This window comes from Pantoea sp. GD03673, from assembly GCF_029844725.1.
Taxonomy (GTDB): Bacteria; Pseudomonadota; Gammaproteobacteria; order Enterobacterales; family Enterobacteriaceae; genus Pantoea.
In genome coordinates, this window is record NZ_JAOCKJ010000008.1 from 55,862 (window position 1) to 79,373 (window position 23,512).

A 23,512-nucleotide genomic window follows, 5' to 3' on the forward strand; every position below is an offset into this window, starting at 1 on the left:
TTCTCTCCCGACGATGAAAAAAGCTCAGATAGCAGACAGTACAGGCCCGCCAGTATATCCCATAAACTGACTTTTTTACCGTCTGAAAAGTCCTGCTTTTTACCGGTCCGGGTTATTTAAAATCTGCGTAAGGGATCAGCGGCTGTGGCGGCATATCCAGATCCCCTTCCCAGCCGCCGGCAGCATAGCGCACATAAAGCAGACCGTGGCTCGGCGTGTAATCCTTCGCCTGCTGAATATCGACACCCGCACCGATAAACCAGTCTGACGTCAGTCGTCGCTCAACCACCGCCTGCAGCGTGTAGCCCACCCCGCCGCCGGTACTGCTGGCAGAAACGGGATTACTGGCAAGGGTATAACCCGGATTCACCGGATAGCGCTGCTGTGCATCGGTTTTCGAATGCGACCAGGAGATCGACCCGCCCAGATCAAACGACCAGTTTTCCGTGCGCTGCCGCCAGGTCACCGGCACAGAAAAGGAGAGATACTGCTGCGGACTGTAGTAGCCGCCCTGGCCGAAGGTGTAATCACTGAGATCCTTCTGATAGTGCCAGAGCATGCTGTTCAGCCCGACCGTCGCACGCCGGTTGTCGCTGTTGATCAGCTTGTAGTAATAGCCGCCCATCAGGCGCTCGCGGCTGTTATCAGCGACATTTTTACCGGTGATCTGATGCGCACTGATGTCACCCCAGACGCCATGTGCGCCGCCCTGATCGTAACTCAGTCCGATGCTGCCGCCCGTTGCCACCACGCCGCCCCAGCTTTTGCCACCGTTGACGGCGGGATCGCGCGTGCCGGCATAAGAAAGCAATGAACTGGCAATCGGCCTGCGTGAAGCGGTCAGCGTCACACCCAGCTGTTTTACATCCGTTTTCCAGCTCAGCCCGCCGGTCCAGTTAGTGACCTCGAAGCCCAGCGGCGTGGTGCCGAGATCGGCCGACCAGGTCGCGTTATGCCAGCCAGCAGCCAGCGCCGTGCCCTTATCGCGCTGGTGAGTCTGGCGACTGCAGCCGCCCGAACTGGCGTCGTCGCAGCTGCCAAACAGCTCATCGAAGCTGCCGTTTTGGGTGGTAAATGTGCCCGCAGAGACGTCCACCCGATCAAGACGGAAAAAGCCACGGCCATCGGCAAACGGATGTTCCGCCTGCAGCATGGTGGTGTGCGCCGTAAAATCAGAGATGCCGCCGGTGCCGCTGTTACGGGAATAATCCTGCTGCACCGTCAGCGTAGGCTGCTGCTGACGGTAGAGATCCGCCGTGTCGCTGCGCAGGCTGCGTTTCAGCCAGTCATCCTGGGGATCGTTGCGGGTCGCACGACTGAGGTTATCCCGGCTGTCGATACCGCTGGCCGTCATCGCCTGACGATAATCGTCCAGCGCCCGTTCAGGCTGCTGCTGCGCACGCGCCAGCCGTGCCGCATCACGGAACACCAGCGCTTTATCCTGCGAAGGCGGCAGCGAGGCGACGCGCTGTTTCAGATCGGCAAACAGCACCGCAGCCCGCGTAGTTTCTCCCACGGCCTGCCACGCCAGCGCAGCGCGGCGATCCTGATTAACACTCGCCTGCACCGGCGGCTGTTGCGCCAGAGCCTGTCGTGCTTCGCGGATGCGCTGCAGGGCAATCAGCGCCTCGACACGCCCCAGCGCCGCGTCGCCGTTATCCGGCTGGCGCGAGAGCACCTGCTGATAATGCGTCAGCGCCTGCTGCGCGTCACCGCGTTCCAGCGCCCAGTCGGCCAGCATCAGGTCGCGTCGGCTGGAAACGGGCTGCTGCGCCAGCAATGTCACTGCCGCCTGCTCCTGCCCTGTAGCACGCAGCGCACCGGCCTGAGCGAAGATCTGATCCTGCTTCAGGCGATCAGCCAGCTGGCGCATATCGCTGCTCCACTGCGCGTCGGGCAGACGGTGCAGCGTGGCTATTGCCTCGCTGTTGTTGTCATTGCCCGAATACCAGAGTGCGGTCGCATACAGTGCGGTGGCGTCCTGCGGATGCCGCTGCGGCACTGCACGCATCACCGCATCCGCCTGCTGTCCGGCTCCGCTGTTACGCAGCGCGCCAGCCAGCCGGTAACTGAGCCAGACGTCATCCGGTGCCAGCGCGAGTGCCTGGCGATATTTCTCTGCGGCCTGCGACCAGCGCGTCTGCTGCGCCAGGGCATCGGCCTCGGCCCGCAGGCTGTCACTGCGCAGGGCCCGGATGGTGTCGGCCAGGGCACGCTGCTGGGCGGCAGGTAAGGTATCAATAAATGCCATCTCGCGGGCGGGCGACTCCGCCTGATACAGGCCCGCCAGCCGACGCACCGCCGTGATATTGGTGCCATCCAGCCGCCGGGCGCGCTGCCACAACTGTTCAGCTGCCGCCATGTCTTTGCGCGCCATCGCCACATCACCCAGGCCAATCAGGGCATAGCTGTCGCTGCTGTCAATTTTTTGCGCCGCACGGTAGTGCTGTCCGGCACCCTCGACATCGTGCTGCGCCAGCGCTTTATCGCCCTGCTCAATCGCCAGCCAGTAGCGATTGCTCTGCAACAGTGACTGCCATTTGCCGATCAGCGTGCTCTGCTGACCCGCTTTAATGGCACGTTCCAGCCAGAGAATCGCGGCATCACGATGGCCTGCCCGGGCCTGGGTTTGCCCCATCGCGCCCATCAATTCGGCATCATCGGGATTCGCTTTCAGCGCCCGGTTAAGGGAAGCCATGGCGTTATTCACGTCGCCTGCGTCGACCAGCGCCAGCGCCCGCATCCGCGCACGATAAGCGGGATCGGCCAGCGTCGTCTGCTGCTTCGCAAGCGCTTCTGCGCCCTGCTGGTGTGCTTCGCCCTCGGTGAACACCGCCAGATAAGCCTTAAGCTGCGCCACACTGTCATCGCTGATCGGCTGATTGTTGATCTGCTGCAACCAGAGGTCGGCCGCTGCATTACGCCCGCCCCCGCTCTCCGCCAGCCGCTTCAGCTGGGCTATCGCCTGACCAGGCTGCTGCCGATCAAATGCCATGCGGGCAATCTGCAGCCCGACCCCGACATTGCCAGGATAGCGTTGCTCCAGCGCCTGAAGCTGCTGCCAGACGACATTTTCCTGACCGGGAAGGCGTGACAGCAGCCGCCAGTACTCCAGCGCCGTATTTGGATCGGGAAAGACGCCATTGAACAGCGCATCATACGCGCTTTTCGCCTCTGCCAGACGGCCGGAGGTGGCAAGAAGACGCGCCTGCTGCAGCTGCTGTCGGCCCTCAGGCGACATCATGCGCAGGCCCGCAGCAGACTCCCGCGCCGCAGCCGAGTCGGGTGCCAGCCTGTTGAGCTGATCCAGCAGCGTCTGCGCTGTGGTGATATCACCCTGATGCAGTGCCAGGCGCAGACGCGCCGCCAGCACCTGGGGGTTATCCGGGTCCATCTTCTCCAGCCGGTAAAGCGACTGCTGCACCAGCTCATACTTGTTGGTGGATTCGCCGATGCGCACCTGGGTCAGCAGCCAGTCAACCGGCGAAACCTGTGGCCCGGACACAGGGGCAGCCTGCCCCGGCAGCGCAGCCAGCACGCCGAGCAGCACACCCGACCGCAGCAGAGGAAACTTATTCATCGTCATCTTCAAGCAGACGGCGGTTCGCGATAAGACGCATCAGACGCCAGACCAGCATGGCAAACAGCACCACGACAAACACGGCACACAGCGCCAGCCAGAAGGGATGCGCCGCCAGCATCGCCCAGATCCGCTCCCACCACGGCAGATGGCCCACAAAGTAGGTCTTTCCGACCCGCAGGCTATTGACGCCCGACTCACGGATAAGTGCGGCAGAGCCAGCGATCGCACTGCGTTTGCCGCTGTCTTCCAGGGCCTCATCAAGCAGCTGCCAGCTGCGCGGACTGCCATCGGCGAGCAGCGCCACCACACTGCGCTGATCGTAAAACGGCGACTGGAAACCGATCACGGTCGCCAGCGGGCCACGGGAACCAATGGCGGTGTTACTTTCGGCAGCGCGTTCAGCCTCGCTGAGCGGCAAAGTATGCTGAGCAGTCTGTCGCGCCGGGGTTTTCAGCCAGCTGGCCGTGGCATCAACCAGCGCGGCGATCCGGCTGTCATCCTGAAGATCTTTGGGGATGCCGCCGATCATCAGCAGATCCGCATCCTGCTTTTGCGCCGTGCGCCAGTCGTCGGTGAGCTGCACGCGCAGCGCCGGATAACCGGTCTGTGCGCCCATATTGCCCAGCGCATTCAGCATTGTGCTGACCTGCTGTGCATCCGGGTCTGGCTGTACCAGTACCAGCGTCTGGGCCAGATCGGCGTAGCGGCTGAACGGAAAGCCTGCATTCGCCCAGGTCTGCAGCGACGGCATTTCGATGTAATGCCGATAGCCAGAAAAGTCGATGCTGGAGCTGTCGTCCAGCACCACATGATGGCCGACCGGCGTCACGGTTTCACAACGCCCGTCAGCGGTGCCACCTATAAAGGTGTTGGCATAATCAAAGTCGAAACGCAGCTGGTTCAGCACGCCCAGCCGTAACGCCGGGATCAGCAGCTCATGATTCTTGTCCTGCATCCCCTGAAGCAGGGGAATACGCAGCAGTTGCTGACCGGCGGTGTTTTTTGGCTGCAGCGGGTAGTCCTGAATAAACTGATTATTCAGATTTACCGCCAGCCGTGAGCCGTCCTGCTGGACAGGCGAGGTGTAGCGATAGCTCAGGTCCATATCGATGCCGCGCGCCCGCACCAGGAAGAGATCGGGCGGCAGATTCAGCGTCAGGCTGATCGGGTTGGGCTGCAGGCCGTCAGACTGTAACTGGTTTTCATACTGCGTCAGCTCAGCAAACGTGGTGCGGCGATCGGTCTGCACCCAGTTTGGCGCATCATAAGGCTGGCGCGGGGCCAGCAGCGTGACGCGATCGATGGTCGCGCTGTCGCCGCGTAACAGCAACTCACCCTGCGCAATCCCCTGCACCGCCGTCAGCAGGTCATCGTCGTTGCGTCCCAGGATCAGCAGCATTTTTTCATAGGGGCTGTCAGGCTGACTCATCATCGCCACGGTCGGCTTCATCACCGGCGGCAGATTTTTCAGGAAATCCGGGCGCGCATCGTTGGTGGCAAAGACGACCGCATGCTGCTGTTGCGGCAGCTGATTGTAGAGCACCGGAAAACGCTGTCCGCGCCAGCCGGTTTTGCTGCCGAACCAGGAGGCGAGGATCGCGGCGGCACGCTGCTGGTTAACATCGGGCCGGGCAGCAAACACCACGGGCAGGGTCAGCGGTCGCGTGTCACGCGCATCAAAAAAGGGTTCGGGGAAGTGTGACAGGTCATTTTTCAGCGGCAGTTTTTGCAGCGTCAGATCCAGTCCACTCTCTTTGCCGATATCGAGCCAGATGGTGCTGTTGGCCGGATTTTCGCAGATGTTAGCGTAGTGACCGACCAGCTCAAAGCGCACGCGGTTAAAGTCGGTGATGAAACGCGGATCGATCGCCAGCTGAACCTGATTCTGTTTACCGATCTGTTCCGGTGTCAGGGTGATCAGGCTCACCAGCTCGTCGTTGAGATAGACTTTCAGCTGCGACAGGGTAGGCAGCAGCGCAGGCGATGGCCGGTAACTGAGCGTGAGCAGCGCACGCGTCACCACCTCATCGCTCCGCACGCCGAACTCAATCTGCCCGCTGGTGCGTGTTCCGCTCAGCATCATGCTGCCCGGCGGCGGTGCCAGCTTAGCAAAGCTCAGCTGACTGTTACGCAGCGGCGCAACGGGCGGCTGCGTCAAAGCGAGCACTGCGGTTTCTCCGGCGGCACTGACCGGCACATTGTCCTGCGCCTGCGCGCCGCTTAACGTTGCGGAACCCAGCAGCAGCGCAGCGACCCACCTGTTTATTCCTGTTGTCGTCATATCATCAACTCAATGCAGATTTTTTGAGGCGGGCGCGCGCGTGATGCCGTGCGGCAACAGCGAAGCCAGCCAGCTTACCCCAGCGGTAAGCAGGTTAAACAACCGACGTAACTGCGGCGGGCCATACTCCGCCAGGCGCAGATAACCTTTAAAGCCGAGGATCATGATATCGGCCAGACTCTGCACCGGTTTATCCTCAGGGAAACCGTCCTGCCATAACGCCCAGGTATCGGCACGGGCGAAGGTACACTGGATAAAATCGATGTGCTGCCGGGTGGTCAGCTGTTCGAGACGCACACCCGCCCGGCGGCCAAAGACGCGCTGCACCGTGCAGGGAAAACTGAACTCCTGTTGCCCGCGACGCAGCAGCAGCCAGACTTTTTCATTCTCCTGCAGCGCATCCGATTCACGCAGCTCCAGCCCCACACCGCCGTCCGAATAGTCACGCAGCGTACAGGGCAGCATGTGCCCGTTTTCGCGTGAAAGCGCCGCAGGCATCGCAATCTCGACCCGGTGCGCCTCACGAATCTGCCTTGCCTCAACCGAGACGGCGACCGCGCCGCCCAGAATCACCATGTTGTAGATCACCCACACCAGGCTGACCCACACCGTCAGCACTTCGTTGGCCGGACCGTGCTGCATCCGCCAGAATGCCATCGCCACACCCGCCAGATTAAGCAGAACCAGCAGCATGTAAGGCCGGGTAATCACCCAGTCCAGATGCCGCTTCTCTACCAGTCCACCTTTGGCGGTCACGTTAAACTTGCCCTTGTGGGGATTGATCAGTGCAACGGTGGTCGGCAGGGCGATATACCACGCCAGCACCGTTTCATAGACTTCGCTCCAGAACGAGTGCCGCCAGCGTCCCTGAATGCGCGAGTTGGTCAGACTGGTGTGCAGCATATGAGGCAGCACATAGACGGCGATCGCCAGTGCCGGGGCATAGATGATGTAGGCATGGCAGAGCAGAAACGCCAGCGGTGCCAGCAGGAACACCAGCCGCGGGATACCGGAGAGGAAATGCAGCATGGCGTTGGCATAACAGAGGCGCTGCACCCACTTCAGGCCTTTGCCGAACAGTGGATTGTCGAGACGGAAAATCTGCACCATGCCGCGCGCCCAGCGGATACGCTGACCGATATGCGCCGACAGGCTCTCGGTTGCCAGCCCGGCCGCCTGGGGAATGCGAATATAGGCGGAGGTGTAGCCGAGTCGATGCAGGCGCAGCGAGGTGTGGGCATCTTCTGTCACGGTTTCCACCGCAATACCGCCAATCTCTTCCAGTGCGGTGCGGCGCAGAATGGCGCAGGAGCCGCAGAAGAAGGTGGCATCCCAGATGTCGTTACCATCCTGAACCAGCCCGTAGAACAGCGAGCCCTCATTGGGCGTGCGACGAAAACGCCCCAGATTGCGCTCAAACGGATCGGGCGAAAAGAAGTGATGTGGCGTCTGCAGCATTGCCAGTTGGGGGTCTTTGATAAACCAGCCCATGGTCATCTGTAAAAATGAGCGTGTCGGCACATGGTCACAGTCAAAGATCGACACAAAGTCGCTGCGGCAGTATTTTTTCAGCGCATGGTTGATGTTACCCGCCTTGGCATGTTCGTTAGACGGACGCACCACATAATTGACGCCAATGCTGGCGGCAAATTCGCGGAATTCCGGGCGGTTGCCGTCATCGAGCAGATAGATGTTAAGGCGGTCTTTCGGCCAGTCGATGCCCAGCGCGGCATAGAGCGTCGGCCTGACCACGCTCAACGGCTCGTTATAGGTCGGCACCAGCAGATCCACCGATGGCCAGAGCGAACGGTCAGCGGGCATAGAAACCGGCTGCCGGTTAAGCGGCCACAGCGTCTGAAAATAGCCCAGCACCAGGACCACCCATGCGTAGGTTTCTGCGGCAATCAGCAGCAGACCCAGCACCAGGCTCATCGGATCATCCCAGTTCAGCGTCGAGGTGTATCGCCACCACAGATAGCGGCAGGATACGGTCAGCGACAGCACAATCAGCATCATGGTCGGTAAGCGGCCCGGCACGCGCCGCACCACCATCGCGAGGCTCCACAGCAGCAGCACAAAGATAAACTGCGTCATCAAATCAAAGGGCTGGCTGATACAGAGCAGCGCCAGCAGCGACGCGAACAGTCCTATTCCAATGAACAGGGCATAGCGCATCAGGGGCGGCAATCGCTTCAGCCGCCGTTCAGCACGTGCGCCGAGCTGCTGCGCCTCTGCACGTTTAGCGCGCCTTTCCAGCCAGCGGTAGCCCTGCTGCCGCCAGCGAATCAGCGCAGTAAAGCCGTTCGCACGGGGGCGATTGTCATCCCGCGGCAGGACAACCACCAGCCACAGCGTCTGAAGCAGATAGCGCAGAAAATCGAGTGGCTGCGGACGCTCGGGCGAAATATGCGGATAGAGCCGACGGCGCTGCCGGATAATGCGCTGCCAGCCCGGCATCTCAACACGGAACAGCATCACCGCCAGCCCGCACCAGAACAGATTAAAGGCACTGGCGAAGCGGGATGCGCCATTCCCCCGCGCAGTGGTGTAGCGACGTTGCAACGCCTGCCAGGCGGGGCCGGTCAGCAGCCAGCGCAGCGGATTCACGCGCGATCGCCTTTCAGATGCAGCAACAGCCAGCTGGCCAGCGTGGTGATCTCTTCGCTGACCAGCGCATGGGGCCGGTATTCGCCCACCGGCTGCTTCATCATCAGCGCCTCTGCCAGCGCCTCATCACGGTGAATCAGCAACGGAATCAGCGGATTGAGCGACGCCATCCAGAGCTGATGCAGATCCTGCTGCAGGCGGCTGTTGGCATTAAACTGGTTGATCAGAAAGCGGGTCGCAGCCGGAAAACGGTGACGGCTCAGACGTAAATGGCAGTTGGCGTCGGGGGTGGTCACGCAAAGCAGACCGTCAAGCTGCGGCCAGAGCGTTTCATGCCACGGCGTTGTTTCTGCGGGCAGATCAAAAATAATCCAGGAGTAGCGGGCGCTCAGCGCCGGTAGCGCATCCAGCAATGGCATAGCAATAGCCCCATCCTGAACGCTGACAGGTGACGAGATCAGGCCGTAGGGCAGCAGATCGGGCCCCTGCGGATAGCGCTGTGCGCTCTGCTGCCAGTCGCCGCCGTCACACAATGCCTGCATCCAGCCCTGCCCGGTGTGCACGGGCAGATTAAAGTGCGCACCCAGCTGACTGGCTGGCGAGCCGTCAATCAGCAGGACCCGCTCACCCAATGCGGTCAGCGCCCAGCCGAGGCCCGCGCAGAGAGACGTCGTGCCGACACCGCCACGGATGCCCTGTAGCGCAATCTGCGGCATCAGTGATGACGTCCCGGCGGTGTCGTGACGGTTTCCGCTAACAGCGGCCAGCGTGCCACCACCTCTTTCAGACGATCTTCACGGGCAATATCCACATAGCTGAACGCGTGCAGTGAAAAGGCGTCACGCAGCGCGCTGATATCATCCAGAGGTTCACCGTGAGCTACGACCGGCGTATAAACATCCTGGTTTTTCATTTCTATTGTTCGCCACGAATAAAACAGCGTCAGAGTCAGGGACAGTTACATTTGCCCTTTTTCCGGAAAGGGGTTTCCGAAATGGGGACAATGACAAAAAAAAGGGTAAATGGCCTGTCTGCAGTAATTTTTAATTAGTCAGGTTACAACCTGTGTTGACTATAATAAACTAGCCTGGGCTGGAACAATAATGAATTCAATATGAAAAATTCTTTTTCGCTGGGGCTGTTGCAGGTTCAGCCTGAAGTCACAACTTTGCAAAACCCCGGCTGTTATTGGGTTACCTGCGCACGTCAGCAGGATGCCCGCGTCTTTATTCGTCAGGTCATTGCGCATCAGCAATCCGTCACGCTAATCAGCGCCGGTCAGTCGCCCCGCGAGCTGCTGACACCGGATCCGGTCAGTGGTCCCGACCGCATTCCACTTTTTTCATTGCCCGAAAATAAAAAAAGCCTGCTGCAGCTGGAACGCGATTTTTCCCGCACGCTGGGTAATAAGAATGGGCTGGTGATCTTTAGCAGCCGTTCAGCGCAATGGGATAAATTAAACGAGCCGGAATTAAGCCGCTGGATAACGCGTATCCGTCAGCTGCTGCATAAAAGAAAGATGACGCTTCTAATCGTCACGTCCGGTATCACGCAATTTAACCAGACCAATAATCTTCAGCGTTATTTTCGCCGGATGGACGGGCTGGCTTATTTAACCTTTCAGCAGGACAGCTGGCAATATCAAATAAGCTGGTGGTACGCCGCTGAAAGACTCCTCGCCGATCGCACGCTGCGTCTGGGCTGTGAAGATGAACAATTCTTCGCCTTAAAAGAAACCCAGGAACCGCTAAGCCTGAATGATGAACAGCATTATCTGGCAGAGAAAAGCGTGCTTGAAGGTGCGCCGCCACTTTCCCGCCAGTGGCAGTTGTTCGACGACAATCAGCAGGTCTGGCTGCAGGCGCAGCAGGCCAATGCCGCCACCGTTATTTTCAGCCTGACGCACAGTGAACAGATCGGTGAACTGGCAAAAATCGTGCATAGCCTGCGCCGCACCCGCGGAAACGGACTGAAGATTGTGGTGCGCGAGATGGGTGTCAGCCTGCGTTACAGCGACGAGCGCCTGCTGCAGGCCTGCGGTGTGAACACTATCGTGCCAACCACGGCGGCGATGTCGCGCTTTCTCACCATGCTGGAAGGGGTTCAGGGACAGCGGTTCAGTCGCCGCGTTCCCGCCAGTCTGGACGCGCTTATCGCCTCACTCCAGCCGCTGCATGAAAAGGGCTATCTGCGTCTGGATGCGTTTTGTCAGTCGGTCGGCCAGTTAATCAGCAACACGCTGCTGCCGGAAAATGATAAAGGCCTGCTGGTGGCCCTGCGCCCGGTGCCGCAGCTCTCGCCTCAGCAGGTGCTGACGCTCTGCAAACCGCGCCGCTTTGGCGATCTGGTTACGGTGCTGGAGGATCGTGTCATTCTGTTCCTCTCCTCCTGTCGTTACAACGACCTGGATAAAGCCCTGAAATTTATCTTTTCACTGCCGCATGACGAGCTGTTTGCGAACCGCATTATCTGGTTTGAGGATAACCAGATTCTGGCTGAAATCAGCAATATCAGAAAAATGACGCCGATGGCCCTGCAGGCGCTGACGCCGCTGCCGGAGCCGGGGCGTGAATCCCGTAAGACGGCTGATCTCCCTGAACGCGCGATACCGCAGCCCATCACTTTACTGCCGGAGAAAGAATCCTGATGAACCTGATGGATTGGGTACAGATTGCACTGCTGATTGTTTTCATTTTGCTGATTTTAAAGCCTGTCTGGCAGCAGTGGCTGCCGCGTCGCTGGAACGGCCTGCTGAACCGGCTGTTGCCTGCCCGCGCACTAAAGTCTGAAGGTTACTGGCAGCGTCAATCTCCAAAAACGGATGCAAAAATTAATGAAAAATGATCAACCCGCTGCGGCCCACTCTTCCCGTTTGTGGTCCTGCTGGCGCGGACTGGGCGGCTGGAATTTCTACTTCTTAGTCAAGTTCGCCCTGCTCTGGTACGGCTACCTTAACTTTCACGCCCTGAGCAATCTGGTGTTTCTCGCCTGGCTGCTGTTCCCGCTGCCGTCGGTACGCCTGCATCGCCTTCGCCACTGGGTCTCGTTACCGTTAGGTCTGGCGCTCTTCTGGCATGACACCTGGCTGCCCGGACTGAGCAGCCTTCTCAGCCAGGGCGATCAGCTGGCGGGCTTCTCGGGCGCGTACCTGCTCGATCTGGCAGACCGCTTTATTAACTGGCAGATGCTGGGTGCTCTGTTTGTACTGCTGGTTCTCTACCTGTTTATTTCCCCCTGGATTCGCATCACCGTGCTGGTCTCACTGATGATGATCTGGCTCAACGTGCTGACGATTGCAGGCCCGGCGATGTCGCTGCTGCCAACCCGCGCCGCTACCCCGCAGGTGGTCCTGAATCAGACGCCTGCCGCCACCACCAGCCAGGCCGCTGCAGTACCGGACGGGCTCGATCAGTCAGCTGCGCCAACCAGCGCCAGCCTGACCGCCTGGCTCAGCCGGTTTTATGAAAGTGAACGCAAGCGCGTCACCCACTTCCCCGACAGCCTGCCTGCTGATTCGCAGCCGTTCGACATTCTGGTGATCAACATCTGTTCGCTCTCCTGGTCCGATATGGATGCGTCCCAGCTGCGTAATCATCCGCTGTGGCAGCACTTCGACATCATGCTGACCAACTATAACTCCGCGACCAGCTACAGCGGGCCAGCCGGTATCCGCCTGCTGCGCGCCAGCTGCGGTCAGACCTCGCACAGCGACCTCTACAAGCCCACCGACTCACGCTGCTATCTGTTCGATAATCTGGCGAAGCTGGGCTTTAAAGAGCAGCTGATGATGGATCACACGGGCGTGTTCGGTAACTACCTTAAGGAGCTGCGTGAGGGGGGCGATATTCAGGCACCGCTGATGCCACAGACGGGTATTGCGCCGGAGCTGACCTCGTTTGACAGCTCGCCGGTGTTTAACGATGCCCAGCTGATGCAGCGCTGGCTCGACGATCGCAGCAAGAGCAGCGATGCACGCAGCGCCACCTTCTACAACCTGATTCCGCTGCACGACGGCACCCGCGACCTGGGCAGCACCAAAACGGCCCCGTGGAAGCCGCGTGCTCAGTTGCTGTTTGATCAGCTCGACGCGTTCCTCACCCAGCTGGAGAAGTCAGGCCGTCGGGTGATGGTACTGGTGGTGCCGGAGCATGGCGCTGCGCTCCAGGGGGATAAGATGCAGATGTCTGGCCTGCGGGACATTCCCAGCCCTGACATTACGCACGTGCCGGTGGGGATTAAGTTTGTTGGCATGAAAGCACCGCATCAGGGGCAGCCCCTCAATATTGATGCGCCGACCAGCCTGCTGGCGGTCTCAGAAATTGTGTCACGCGTGGTGGATGGACAGGTATTTAACGCGCCGAACGTGAACATGGCTGTGCTGACTGACAAGCTGCCACAGACCCCTGTGGTGTCGGAAAACGACGGTGCGGTTGTGATGATGTATCAGGGCAAGCCCTGGATCCGGCTTAACGGCGGTGACTGGGTGCCTTACCCGCAGTAACGGGTGACCCGGGTCAGGCACGGGCACGGCAGTGAAGAGCGGGTCAGGCGTGTTTCAGCGCCTGACCGCGGTTAAGCGTGTGGCAGTCGGACGCAGAACAGCGGCCAGCGCCGCCGTTCTGCCCGTCATCAGCGCTTCTCCTGAAACGCCTGCCAGGTCAGCAACTGCAGACTGGCTGAAAAGTAGTTCTGATCCGCAGCCAGCTTATCGCTCAGATAGCCGGTTTCATTCAGCGTCAGGTCACGCACCGCCAGCAGACCGCCCTCAAGATGGTAAGGTGCAGGCGAATTTGCCAGCACATCAAACCAGGCGGGGGTCAGCATGCGGCTGTAGCCCTGCCAGACGCGCTGAAACGGCACCAGTGCCAGGCTGTGCGGATCGTACCACCAGATGTTCAGCGGCACGCGAATCGCGTCGTAACTGAAGCGGTTTGAGTAGCCGACAGCCGGAGCAACCGAACCGTCAGCATTCAGGGCAACCCAGTCCAGCGGCAGACCGGTTTTACCAAAGCTCAGCTTACCCAGCAGATCAAAACCGTCGTTAATCAGCTTATCCCAGACCTGCAGATGGCTGCGCTCGCCAAACTCCCGCCACGCCTGAAACAGGAAGTACGAGGGGTTAAGCACCACATAGCTGGTTTTATTGAACCCCTGCGCGCCCGGCAGCAGGACGGTATGGCCGCCAAAGTGCGTCACATCCAGTTTGATGATGGCGCGCTGGATGCGGTCAGACGCCTGCTGGTAGCTCTCAACCTGCCATTTCTGCGCGGCACGCTGCAGCGCCCAGGCCAGCAGCACATCGCCATCGGAGGCGTTGTTTTTGTCGGCAACCGGGTTGTCACTGCCCGGCACATAGCGCCAGTAGAAAAGATCGGTCTGCGGATTACGCAACTGGGTGCGCGTCCACTGCCACAGCCTGTCAAAGGTGGCGCGATCGTTGTTGGCCACCGCCAGCAACATGCCATATCCCTGACCTTCGGTATGACTGACATTGTTATTGGCGGTGTCGGTGATGCGCCCTTCGGCGGTCATAAAACGGCTTTTAAACGTGTCCCAGCCGCTGGCACTGGCCTGTGCGCTGCAGGCCAGCAGTAAAACAGAGCAGATCCAGCCGATCCAGAGTGGCTTACGTTTCATTTCTGATCCTATTGATATCGATAGTGCAGCGTGCTGCCATCGTTGAGTTCAAGCGTAACCGGCACCTTTCTGCTGCCGCCCTGGCCCTGTAACCAGCCCGAAAAAAGCCCGGCGATGACCGCACCAAACGCCGCCTGCCAGTCAGCCGGGGAAAGGATGTTGTCGCCTGCCGGTAAGGCGTGATACGCAATCAGCAGCGCCTGTTCTTCCGGCTGAAGCTGCACAAAGCCCCAGTTAAACCGCGCCAGCTGCAGATTACACTCCCGCTCCAGATCCTGCACGGTGCGTGACGCGGGTAAAGGATAGCGGGTCGCCAGCGATTCACCCATCCGGTAAAGAAAGGCTTCCGCCTCCTGCTGACCGGCGTTGGCAATCATCCCGTTAATCAGCACGCTGACCAGGTCAAACCAGCCCGGCTGATAAGGATGTGATCCTCCCGAATGCTCACTCATTCCTTGTCTCCGAACAGATAACGGACATAAAGCTGCGCACTGCTTTCGTTGTAGTCACCAAAGGTGTCATAACCCAGCTGGCCGCCAATCGTCACATCTTTATTGAGTTTGTAATCAGCACCGGCGTGCAGGTTGTAGCCGACACCGTTTTTGCTGCTGCCAGTGTAATACGCCTCTTTTACGCTGCCGCTGGCGGCCAGGGATTCCAGCTGTGACTGCAGGCTGGCATCTGCCGGGAAGTACGCGCTTTTATCCTGACTGTAGGTCTGATAACCGGCGGCACCGCCAATATTAACGTTCAGATCATCAAATTTGCGTGAGAACTCTATCGGGAACGAGACCGACGCATAGTTTTGCGGGCTGAAGTAACCGCCCTGCCCGTAGCTGAAATAGCTGAGGTTTTTCGAGAAGTCCATCCACGCCAGGCTCATGCCCACTTTCAGCTCGCGGTCGTCGGTGTGGAACGGACGAACATAAGCCCCGGCCGTTGCCTGCAGGTTGTTGTTGCTGGCGACATTCTCGCCCAGATAACTGTAAGCGCCACCGCCCGCATAGAAGCCCGCATCGCCATTATCGTAGCTTAACAGGGCGTTCGCGCCGTTCTTTGTGACGCGTCCCCAGCGTTTGCCGCTGGTTTTATCTTCTGCGCCAACGTAGGAGAGCAGGCTGTCAGTGATCGCGCGACGCTCACCGGTCAGGATCAGCGTCAGGAAGTCGGTGAGTTTCGGTGACCACTGCACCCCACCGACCAGCGTACTGAGATCCTGGCCCAGCGGCGTGCTGCCGATATCCACTTTGTAGCGGTCGCCCTTCAGTGCCAGATTCAGCTCCACACCCGAGGCAGTCTGCGAATCGGTGGTGGCGCTGGGTACGTCATTTACCGTCGCGCCGCCTGCGGCCACCACGTTGCCCTGACTCAGCGCATTGGTGCCAAAACGCCGCCAGGCATCGCCTGCGCCGCTGCCTGCGGTCAGTGAGACCGGCGTGGCAGTAAAGTCGAAGCGCGCCTTGTCAAACGGCACGGTAGAGAACGTCAGCGGCGCTCTGGCTTCCGTCAGCTTGCTCAGGCCCGATTCACCATCACGCCCGCGCACCTGAACCATGCCCTGACTCCAGGTGCCGGTTTTCTCCTGCAGCGAATCCATCATGGTGTCGACGTCGTGCAGGATCTGTGACTGCTGAGAAACGGTTTTGCTGCCTGCTGCCGGTTCACCCTGCGTCGTCACATCCGCTGCCACGCCTGCGGGTGCCGCCTGCCACGGCATCACGGTGCCGTAGCTGGACGGTGAACGTCCCACCGGCGAGGTGTTGCGGTTGATAAACGGATTATCCGCCAGCGCCAGTCCGCCCACGGTCGGCGTGCTGCCAGGCTGCGCACCCTGCAGGCCAATCAGCTGCCCGCGCGCCGAACGCAGATACGCCATCGCCTGCGCATGTTCGCCATTGGCTTCGGCGACACGCGCCAGCAGCAGCAGGCGATCCGGGGTCGGTGTCGTGTTATTGAGTCCGCGACTCAGTTCGTTAGCACGCGGCACATTGTTCTGTGCCAGCGCGACGTTAATCGCCCCGACGCGTGCATCCTGCGTCGGCGTATCCTGGGTCATCAGATAGTCATACACCACACCGGCATCCCGGTTCATCTTGCCGTCCTGATAGAGACGGGCCATGGCGAACATCAGATCGCGGTTCTGTGGATCCTGTTGCAGCGCCCCAATCAGCTTGTCATAGGCTGCCGCGTACTGACGCTGCTGCCGCAGGCGATCCACTTCGTTAATCAGATAGCCGTTACGAATACCGGCCAGCTGCGTCGGGGTACTTCGCGCCTGCAGTTCCGGGTTGCTGAGGAAGCGCTGCGCCTCACTGCTGAGACCGGCCTGATTCAGCACCGCCATCTGCGCCGCATAATCGCCCGCATTGCCCTGCACGCCTCGCTGCAGGTTAGTCCGCACCACCGACACCGCGCTGGTGAGGTCGCCCGCCTGCGCCAGTTTCCGGGCCAGGTTTCCGGCATCCACCGGATTAGCAGGTGGTGTAGCCGTAAGCGCTTTCAGGGTATTGGCGGCGGCGGCCGTCGCGCCCTGCGCCAGATATTGATCGGCCGTGCTCATCTGCAGGTTGAAATTGACCCGCTGCGCCAGTTCACGCATCGCCGCCGTCCGGGCGTTCGCGGGAATACGCGACAGCAAGGCGCTGGCCTGTTGCCAGCCGCCGCTTTCGCTGGCGTTGAGTGCGCCTGCATACAGCTCGCTGATACTGGCCCCGTTGCGCATCACCGGCTGCATCACGCTGGCCGCCAGCAGCGTGTCGCCCTGCTGACGGTAGAGCCGGGCTAAATCGAGCCGCAGCCAGCCATCGGTAGGATAGCGCTGGATGCCCTGCTGCAGCGTCGCGATGGCAGCGGCGTTATTCCCGGTCGCCAGCTGACGTTTTGCCTGCTGGCGCAGCGCATCGGCTTCGTTAGCCCGTGGCGTGACGCTCTGCCGTACGCTCTCCGGCAATGCCCCCAGCAGCGTGTTAGCTTCGGCAGCACGATTCTGCTGACGCAGAACGTAGAACAGCCCCTCTTTGGCGCTGCGGTTATCCGCATCGCTTTGCAGAATGGAGCGGTAGAGTTGCTCCGCCTGCTCTGGCTGACTGGTGCGGCGCAGCACGTCGGCACGGAACAGCTTCGCCGCCAGCCCTTTTTCGCCTTCAGCCTGAACAAGCGGTTCGCTTAAGGTCAGCGCCTGCGCACTGTCTCCGCTTTTCAGCGCCTGCTGCGCGCTGGCCAGCTGAGCATAAAAGCGGGCGTCGTCAGCCTGCTGCTGACGCGCTGAACCCTGATCGCCGCCCAGCTGAGCAGACCGCTGCAGATAATCGGCTGCTTCCTGATAACGCCCGGCACGCTGGGCCACGTAGCCCATCCCCGCTAACGCATCGGCATCCTGTGGATTTGCCCCCAGCACTTTTTCAAAGCTGGTCTGCGCCCCGCCGACGTCACCGCTGTTCAGTGCGCTGAATCCGGCCCCTTTCTCTGCGCCGCCAACGTTTTTACGATAGTAGTCGACGACGGCAGAGTCCTGCGGATGACGCTGCTGCCAGGTCTGATAGAGCGCCGCATCTGACGGCTGTGGACCCAGCCACAGCAGCGCCTGCCGCAGTGAGCGGTCGGCATCCTGATTACCACTCGCCAGCGAACTCAGCACCTCAATCCCTTCGCGACGGGTCGATTCCTGATAAGTCAGCGCTTTACCCAGCGCCAGGCGCGCGCCGGTGTCCTGCGGGTGCTGAGCGGCAAACTGCCGCAGCGCCTCAACGGCCTGCGGCAGCAGCGTGCGATCGCCCGCCATAGTGAGATAATATTCCGCCGCAACGCTGGGTGGCGGCTCATTGCCGCTGAAGGTGTTGCGCCAGGTCTGTAACGCCGCCGGAATGTTGCCGCTGCGCGCCTGCTGACGCGCCAGCGAAAGCTGCGCCTGCGGAATGGTCTGCATCTGGCGTGCATTATCCAGCTCGCTCAGATGCGGATCGCTGGGGGAGACCTGACTCAGACGGGCGCGATACTGCGCTGCGGCAGCCGTGTCGCCACCCTGCTGTGAATAGAGCGCCAGCAAATAGAGCGCCTGGGTGTTGCCGGGTTCAACCATCAGCACCTTTTGCAGTGAGGCTTTCGCCAGATCGTCATGCGCTTTCTGATGCCAGTAAGAGGCCTGATCGAACAGCGCCTGCAATGCCGGATTGGTACTTTCCGCCGCCAGCAGCGGCGGTGACAGGGCCAGCGCACTGCCCAGCAGCAACGCATGGCGGATACCGGCACTTAACAGATTTTTTTTCATTATTGTTGTCCTTACTTCGTGCCGGAATCATGGCCCTGCTTTGGATTCAGACGCCGCCAGGCGTGACGCTTCAGCATCACCCAGGCCGCACTGCCCACCAGCGCAGAGAGCAGCATTGCCGCCACCGCCAGCAGCACGGAGTGCTGGTTGGCATACCACACCACCATCATGTACCAGGGCAGTTCCCCGCTAGGGAACTGTGCGCCGACACGGAAACTGCGGATGCCGTTTTCGTCGGTCATAATCGCGGTATCGCCACGCACTGCGGCGTTAATCTGCGCCGAACGTAAATCGTTGTGCAGTCGTAACAGCTGATCGTCGCTGGTGGCCATCGTCATTACCACCAGCCGGTCACGGTTCCACGGCGATCGGTAGCTGAGGAAGCCACGCCACGCTTCGTTGGAGGAGAAGTAACGATCGGCATCCAGCTGCTGACGACTCCAGTCGCCGGTCAGCCAGCCGCGTAATTTTTCCAGTGTATCGGGCTCTTTCACCCCAAAGGTGCTGCCGGTGGCGTCATAGGGTGACGCCGCCAGCATCGCCTGATTAAAGGCGCTGTTGCCCGTGGTGCTGACCGCCAGCAGATCGCTCTGCTGTATCCGCGCCAGATGGGTGCCGCCAGTGGGCAGACCAAACAGCACCTGATTCTGCGTCAGCGCTACGCCCGTGGCGGTACCGGCCCGCGCCGCCAGATCCAGCAGCGTTGACAGCTCAGCATCGCTGGGGGATTCCGGCAGCAGCAGCGTGGTCTGGCCAAAGTCAGCCAGCCGCGAGAACGGGAATGAGGCACCCACAAAGTAAGAGAGATTCGGCAACATGCTGAAGTGGCGGGTATGGCTCAGATCGATCCACGAGTCTTCTTCAATCCGGCTCTTGATGTTGTTGTTCAGGAGCACGCCGCAGGGCGCGTCGGCCCGTGGTTTGATATTGAAGTAGAGCGCCAGCTGGTTGTCGCCATAGATCAGATAGGGTTCGAGATTCAGCTGATACTGCTCCTGACGCGCATCACCGCCTAACCGATGCCAGGCGCTCTCCAGCAGGCCGACTTTGTTAACCGTCAGGTTGCGCAGGAAAGTGCCGTTGAGCATGACGTTAAGGAACGAGTTGTCCTCATCAATCCAGCTTTCCGACGGGAAGCGGTAGTGCAGATTGACCGGCACCGTTTTCCCATCCCACAGGAACAGGTCAGGCGCGGCGCGGAAGTTCACGCGCAGCGCATCATGCCAGATGCCGCTGCTGGTCAGACTCTGATCTTTACGCAGCAGTTCGCTCAGGCGCACCGGCCGGTCAGTGTTAATCCAGCGCGGCGCATCGTAAGGTTTGCGGTCGCTAATGGTCTGCACAGGAACCTGCAGATGGCTCTCATCGGTGGTAAATGGTTGCGTCAGCCGGTTCGCCGCCTGACGCAGCTGGTCGTCATTGTTGCCACTGACCAGCAGCAATTTGTAAACCGGGTTATTGGGATTATCCATCACCTGCAACATCGGCCCGTTAGTGGCCGGGAACGTCAGCGTGCCGATCCGGTCGCCTGGATGACCAAACAGGATGCCGTTGTTTTCCGGCAGTTCGCCGCGCACCACCGGGAAACCAATTCCGCGATAATCACTCTGGATGCCGAGCCAGGACGCCACCAGCGCCGCCGCGCTGACCGCATCCGGTGAGACGTTACGGGCAAAGCCCACCGTGATGGTGGAGGCCGTCATCCGCTGAGGGTCCAGGAAGGGACGCGGGAAATTGCGCAGGCTGGTGCCGATATTGAGCTGCTGGCCCTCAAGGTGCAGCGAGGTATTCGGCAGTATGGTGACCTGATACTGCTGTGCGCTCTCTTTCTCACACAGCAACTTGTCCGCATCGTTGATTTTAAAGCTCAGGTTGTTGTTCGACACCACCATCGCCGCCGGGATATCCAGCTCATAGTCACTGACGTCGCTGTCCGTGGCACCCAGCGGCAGCGTGCCGAGCGGCTGACCATTCAGCATCAGCTGCAGCGACGTATTACGGGCTGCCAGTGCGGCCGAGACGCGCAGTGTCAGATTAAGTCGCGCATTGGTAATCACTTCATCGCCGGGCAGAGTAAAGGTGATGCCCGACTGTAGCTGACCGCCGGTCAGCGTGATGCCCCGCGATTGGCCCATCTGGGCGACGGAGATCACGCTGCTGATCGGCTGATTGATGGCCGCCGTGATCGGCAACTGCGGTTCTGCAACCGGCGCAGTTGTCTGGCCTGGGGCATAGGGCAGCGCACTGGCGGCTGCTTCCAGCGCGGGATCGGCACTGCTCAGCCCCTGCGGCAGCGGCACCGCAGAGAGCGCGCTGCTGTCCTGTGTCACGGCTCCGTTGTTTATGACTGGCGTGCTGGTCGGGGCAGATGCTGCCTCACCGGTTACGGATGGCTGCGCCTGTGCTGCCGCGTCACCCGCCGGGGCTGGTACTGATCCCGCGGGCTGAGTCACCGGGGCCGCGAAAGGCACTGACTGCGTGGCAGACGCCCCACTGCTGACCGGGGCCGTCACCTGCGATGAACCGGCAGAGGATGTGGCGGCGTCATTACCCGGCGTCACAGAGGGCGTTGCATAAGCCGCACCGCTGGCCGGAGCCTGATTTTCGGCTGGCGCACTGGCAGTGGCATCAGCAGGCTGCGTGGCGGAAGTCGCTTCAGACGGCACCGGAGCGGCGCTGTTTACCGGCGCACCGGCAGTGGCATCCGCTGGCTGCGTGGCAGACGCCGCTTCAGACGGCACCGGAGCGGCGCTGTTTACCGGCGCACTGGCTGCATCAGCTGGCTGTGTGGCAGACGCCGCATCAGACGGCACCGGAGCCGCACTGTTCACCGGCGCACTGGCTGCATCCGCAGGCTGCGTGGCAGACGCCGCATCAGTCGGCACCGGAGCCGGGCTGTTTACCGGCGCGGCACGGCTGTTATCCACCAGCGGCGTTTCTGCGCCAGCGGGCGTCAGCCATAACGCTGCGGTCAGTGAACTGGCCAGCAAAGTTTGCGTCAGGATCTTCATGCCGCGCCATCCTCTTTCGCCGCCGCGGCAACCGGGTCGACTTTATTACGTTTATCGTGGCGGCCCTTCCAGGTCAGCCAGAACAGCTCAAATACGGTACGGATAATGGTGCCCAGTGAAATCAGCGGGTTGTCCTGCTTATACTCCGGCTGGATCCAGGCATCTGCACGCGCCAGCACCACACGCACCAGTTCGCGACGACGCGCCAGCGGCATCGCTTCGAAGCGCAGGCGAATGCTCTCATCATCCCCGGAAATCTTACTGACAGGGATGGTGATCGCGCCGGATTTCAGCAGCAGATCAATCTCTTCGATCTCATCGGTCTCATGACGCCCATCCGGTGCATCGAGTTGCGCACCGCCCATCGAAAGGTTGCTGGTCTGGGTGCGCGATGAGATACCGCTGGCGTAGTGAATGATCGCCGGAATCTGCACTTCAACACGGATGGTTTTACGCACCTGTCGGGTTTCACGTGCCACGGCAATCGCCGCCATCAGGATAATCAGGCTGAAGATGGCCCAGCCGACGTTGAGCGCAATAACGTAAGGATCGACGCCAAAATAGTCATGCATTACGGCACGTACCACGCCAGCGACAATCCCGACGCCCAGCAGCAGCGCCACAATCACGTGCGGACGCACGATGTGGAAATCGAAGAAGCCCTGATCCAGCACGCCGCCTTTGTCGGTCACGTTAAATTTCCCGTGTTTCGGCGAGATCAGCGTCAGGAGGGTCGGGATCACCAGATGGAAGCACATCACCGTTTCGTAAATCTCACCCCAGAAGGTGTAACGGAAACGGCCATTCATGCGGGAGTTAACATAGAGTGACATCACCAGATGCGGCAGCACGTAGGCAAAAATCAGCGACGCCGACGAGTGAATAATATTCAGATTAAACAGCAGGTAAGCTAGTGGCGCAGTCAGGAAGGCAACCCGCGGCAGGCCGAACTGAAAGTGCAGCATGGCGTTGAGGTAGCAAAGGCGCTGCTGCCACTTCAGACCACGGCCAAACAGCGGGTTATCGACGCGGAAAATCTGCGTCATGCCGCGCGCCCAGCGGGTACGCTGGATGACATGCAGACCGAGACGCTCGGTCGCCAGACCGGCCGCCAGCGGAATCGACAGGAAGGCTGAGCCCCAGCCCAGGCGCTGCATTTTCAGAGCGGTGTGCGCATCTTCGGTCACGGTCTCAACGGCAAACCCCCCAATCTCTTCAAGCGCCGAACGACGGATCACCGCACAGGAACCACAGAAGAAGGTGGCGTTCCAGTTGTCGTTACCCTGCTGTACCGGGCCATAAAACAGTGCGCCTTCATTCGGGATGCTGCGCGCCGCACGCAGGTTACGCTCAAAGGGATCGGGCGAATAGAAGTAGTGCGGCGTCTGCAACAGCGCCAGTTTCGGATCTTTCAGGAAGGGTCCCACCGTCGCCTGCAGGAAGGTGCGGGTCGCCACATGGTCGCAGTCGAAGATGCAGATCAGCTCACCTTTGGTGATTTTCATCGCATGGTTGAGGTTACCGGCTTTGGCATGTTTGTTGTCGTCGCGGGTGATGTAACCGACCCCGACATCTGCTGCAAAGCGGGCAAATTCGCTGCGCTTGCCATCATCCAGCAGATAGACTTTGAGCTTGTCACGCGGGTAGTCAATACACTGCGCCGCCAGCACGGTGTCGCGCACGACTTCGAGGCTTTCGTTGTAAGACGGCACATAAATATCGACCGTCGGCCACAGGCGGGTATCGTCCGGCAGCGGTTCAATGGTGCGTTTTAATGGCCAGGTGGTTTGCAGGAAGCCGAGAATTAGGATCAGCCAGACGTAAAGCTCCGCCAGATATAAGCCAATCCCTAATATCGCCTCAACTTCGGAATTAAAGTGCAGCGTCTCAGTGGTGCGCCACCAGATATATCGGCTGGACATCAGGGCTGAGAAAATCACCATCACCACGGTTATTTTGCGGCTCTTGCTGAAACCCAATAAAAACATCATGCCGATGCTGATCAGACCAAAAATATACTGTTTCTGGCTGTCCATCGGCGTAATGATGATCACCGCAGCAACCGGTGCAAGCACCAGCAGCAGCAGGTAAAACCCGATTTTACTCATGATTCACCCTGAGAAGAG

Annotated in this window: 13 protein-coding genes; 3 read left to right on the top strand and 10 right to left on the bottom strand. The window is 60.2% G+C overall.

Annotated features, from left to right (window positions below; genetic code table 11):
• Nucleotides 1–112 precede the first annotated feature (112 nt).
• From bcsC to bcsR, 5 genes are read right to left on the bottom strand one after another with little or no spacing between them, the layout of a single operon-like run.
• A complete protein-coding gene (bcsC, locus tag N5J69_RS16480) occupies nucleotides 113–3,580 on the bottom strand; it encodes a cellulose synthase complex outer membrane protein BcsC (protein WP_279771667.1) in 3,468 nt (1,155 codons plus the stop codon).
• A complete protein-coding gene (gene bcsB, locus N5J69_RS16485) occupies nucleotides 3,573–5,864 on the bottom strand; it encodes a cellulose biosynthesis cyclic di-GMP-binding regulatory protein BcsB (protein WP_279771668.1) in 2,292 nt (763 codons plus the stop codon). Before bcsB (N5J69_RS16485) ends, bcsC begins: the two co-directional genes overlap by 8 nt.
• A gap of 9 nt (nucleotides 5,865–5,873) precedes the next feature.
• Entirely contained in the window at nucleotides 5,874–8,471 is a 2,598-nt protein-coding gene (bcsA, locus tag N5J69_RS16490) for a UDP-forming cellulose synthase catalytic subunit (protein ID WP_279771669.1), read from the bottom strand.
• Complete coding sequence (gene bcsQ / locus N5J69_RS16495; protein WP_279771670.1) at nucleotides 8,468–9,187, bottom strand: cellulose biosynthesis protein BcsQ; 720 nt, start codon at nucleotides 9,185–9,187, stop codon at nucleotides 8,468–8,470. Before bcsQ ends, bcsA (N5J69_RS16490) begins: the two co-directional genes overlap by 4 nt.
• Complete coding sequence (bcsR, locus tag N5J69_RS16500; RefSeq protein ID WP_279771672.1) at nucleotides 9,187–9,384, bottom strand: cellulose biosynthesis protein BcsR; 198 nt, start codon at nucleotides 9,382–9,384, stop codon at nucleotides 9,187–9,189. The genes bcsQ and bcsR overlap by 1 nt, the downstream gene beginning before the upstream one ends.
• 201 nt (nucleotides 9,385–9,585) lie before the next feature.
• Between bcsR and bcsE the strand changes: the two genes are divergently transcribed.
• Genes bcsE through bcsG form a run of 3 tightly spaced genes read left to right on the top strand, consistent with a single transcriptional unit; the run spans nucleotide 9,586 to nucleotide 12,972 of the window.
• On the top strand, nucleotides 9,586–11,118 hold the full coding sequence (gene bcsE, locus N5J69_RS16505) for a cellulose biosynthesis protein BcsE (protein WP_279771673.1): 1,533 nt from the start codon (nucleotides 9,586–9,588) through the stop codon (nucleotides 11,116–11,118).
• Nucleotides 11,118–11,315 (top strand): cellulose biosynthesis protein BcsF, encoded by a 198-nt coding sequence (locus tag N5J69_RS16510; protein ID WP_279771674.1) that lies wholly within the window; start codon nucleotides 11,118–11,120, stop codon nucleotides 11,313–11,315. Before bcsE ends, N5J69_RS16510 begins: the two co-directional genes overlap by 1 nt.
• Nucleotides 11,305–12,972 (top strand): cellulose biosynthesis protein BcsG, encoded by a 1,668-nt coding sequence (gene bcsG / locus N5J69_RS16515; protein WP_279771676.1) that lies wholly within the window; start codon nucleotides 11,305–11,307, stop codon nucleotides 12,970–12,972. The genes N5J69_RS16510 and bcsG overlap by 11 nt, the downstream gene beginning before the upstream one ends.
• A 128-nt stretch (nucleotides 12,973–13,100) precedes the next feature.
• Here bcsG and N5J69_RS16520 read toward each other — a convergent pair whose 3' ends face one another.
• The 5 genes from N5J69_RS16520 to bcsA (N5J69_RS16540) are packed head-to-tail and all read right to left on the bottom strand — an operon-like array spanning nucleotide 13,101 to nucleotide 23,494.
• Nucleotides 13,101–14,108 (bottom strand): glycosyl hydrolase family 8, encoded by a 1,008-nt coding sequence (locus N5J69_RS16520; RefSeq protein WP_279771677.1) that lies wholly within the window; start codon nucleotides 14,106–14,108, stop codon nucleotides 13,101–13,103.
• A gap of 8 nt (nucleotides 14,109–14,116) precedes the next feature.
• The gene (gene bcsD / locus N5J69_RS16525; protein ID WP_279771678.1) at nucleotides 14,117–14,560 is read right to left on the bottom strand and encodes a cellulose biosynthesis protein BcsD; all 444 of its coding nucleotides are present in this window, start codon (nucleotides 14,558–14,560) and stop codon (nucleotides 14,117–14,119) included.
• A complete protein-coding gene (locus tag N5J69_RS16530; protein WP_279771679.1) occupies nucleotides 14,557–18,375 on the bottom strand; it encodes a cellulose biosynthesis protein BcsC in 3,819 nt (1,272 codons plus the stop codon). The genes bcsD and N5J69_RS16530 overlap by 4 nt, the downstream gene beginning before the upstream one ends.
• A gap of 11 nt (nucleotides 18,376–18,386) precedes the next feature.
• On the bottom strand, nucleotides 18,387–21,386 hold the full coding sequence (gene bcsB, locus N5J69_RS16535) for a cellulose biosynthesis cyclic di-GMP-binding regulatory protein BcsB (protein WP_279771680.1): 3,000 nt from the start codon (nucleotides 21,384–21,386) through the stop codon (nucleotides 18,387–18,389).
• Nucleotides 21,383–23,494: a UDP-forming cellulose synthase catalytic subunit gene (gene bcsA / locus N5J69_RS16540; RefSeq protein WP_279771682.1), complete on the bottom strand. Its 2,112-nt coding sequence runs from the start codon at nucleotides 23,492–23,494 to the stop codon at nucleotides 21,383–21,385. Before bcsA (N5J69_RS16540) ends, bcsB (N5J69_RS16535) begins: the two co-directional genes overlap by 4 nt.
• Nucleotides 23,495–23,512 lie beyond the last annotated feature (18 nt).

Bases quoted from the DNA above. Each gene is read 5' to 3' on its own strand.
- bcsR (WP_279771672.1), bottom strand. From the start codon at position 9,384: ATGAAAAACCAGGATGTTTATACGCCGGTCGTAGCTCACGGTGAACCT.
- bcsD (WP_279771678.1), bottom strand. From the start codon at position 14,560: ATGAGTGAGCATTCGGGAGGATCACATCCTTATCAGCCGGGCTGGTTT.
- bcsB (WP_279771668.1), bottom strand. From the start codon at position 5,864: ATGACGACAACAGGAATAAACAGGTGGGTCGCTGCGCTGCTGCTGGGT.
- bcsA (WP_279771682.1), bottom strand. From the start codon at position 23,494: ATGAGTAAAATCGGGTTTTACCTGCTGCTGCTGGTGCTTGCACCGGTT.
- N5J69_RS16520 (WP_279771677.1), bottom strand. From the start codon at position 14,108: ATGAAACGTAAGCCACTCTGGATCGGCTGGATCTGCTCTGTTTTACTG.
- N5J69_RS16530 (WP_279771679.1), bottom strand. From the start codon at position 18,375: ATGAAAAAAAATCTGTTAAGTGCCGGTATCCGCCATGCGTTGCTGCTG.
- bcsG (WP_279771676.1), top strand. From the start codon at position 11,305: ATGAAAAATGATCAACCCGCTGCGGCCCACTCTTCCCGTTTGTGGTCC.
- bcsE (WP_279771673.1), top strand. From the start codon at position 9,586: ATGAAAAATTCTTTTTCGCTGGGGCTGTTGCAGGTTCAGCCTGAAGTC.
- bcsC (WP_279771667.1), bottom strand. From the start codon at position 3,580: ATGAATAAGTTTCCTCTGCTGCGGTCGGGTGTGCTGCTCGGCGTGCTG.
- bcsB (WP_279771680.1), bottom strand. From the start codon at position 21,386: ATGAAGATCCTGACGCAAACTTTGCTGGCCAGTTCACTGACCGCAGCG.
- N5J69_RS16510 (WP_279771674.1), top strand. From the start codon at position 11,118: ATGAACCTGATGGATTGGGTACAGATTGCACTGCTGATTGTTTTCATT.
- bcsQ (WP_279771670.1), bottom strand. From the start codon at position 9,187: ATGCCGCAGATTGCGCTACAGGGCATCCGTGGCGGTGTCGGCACGACG.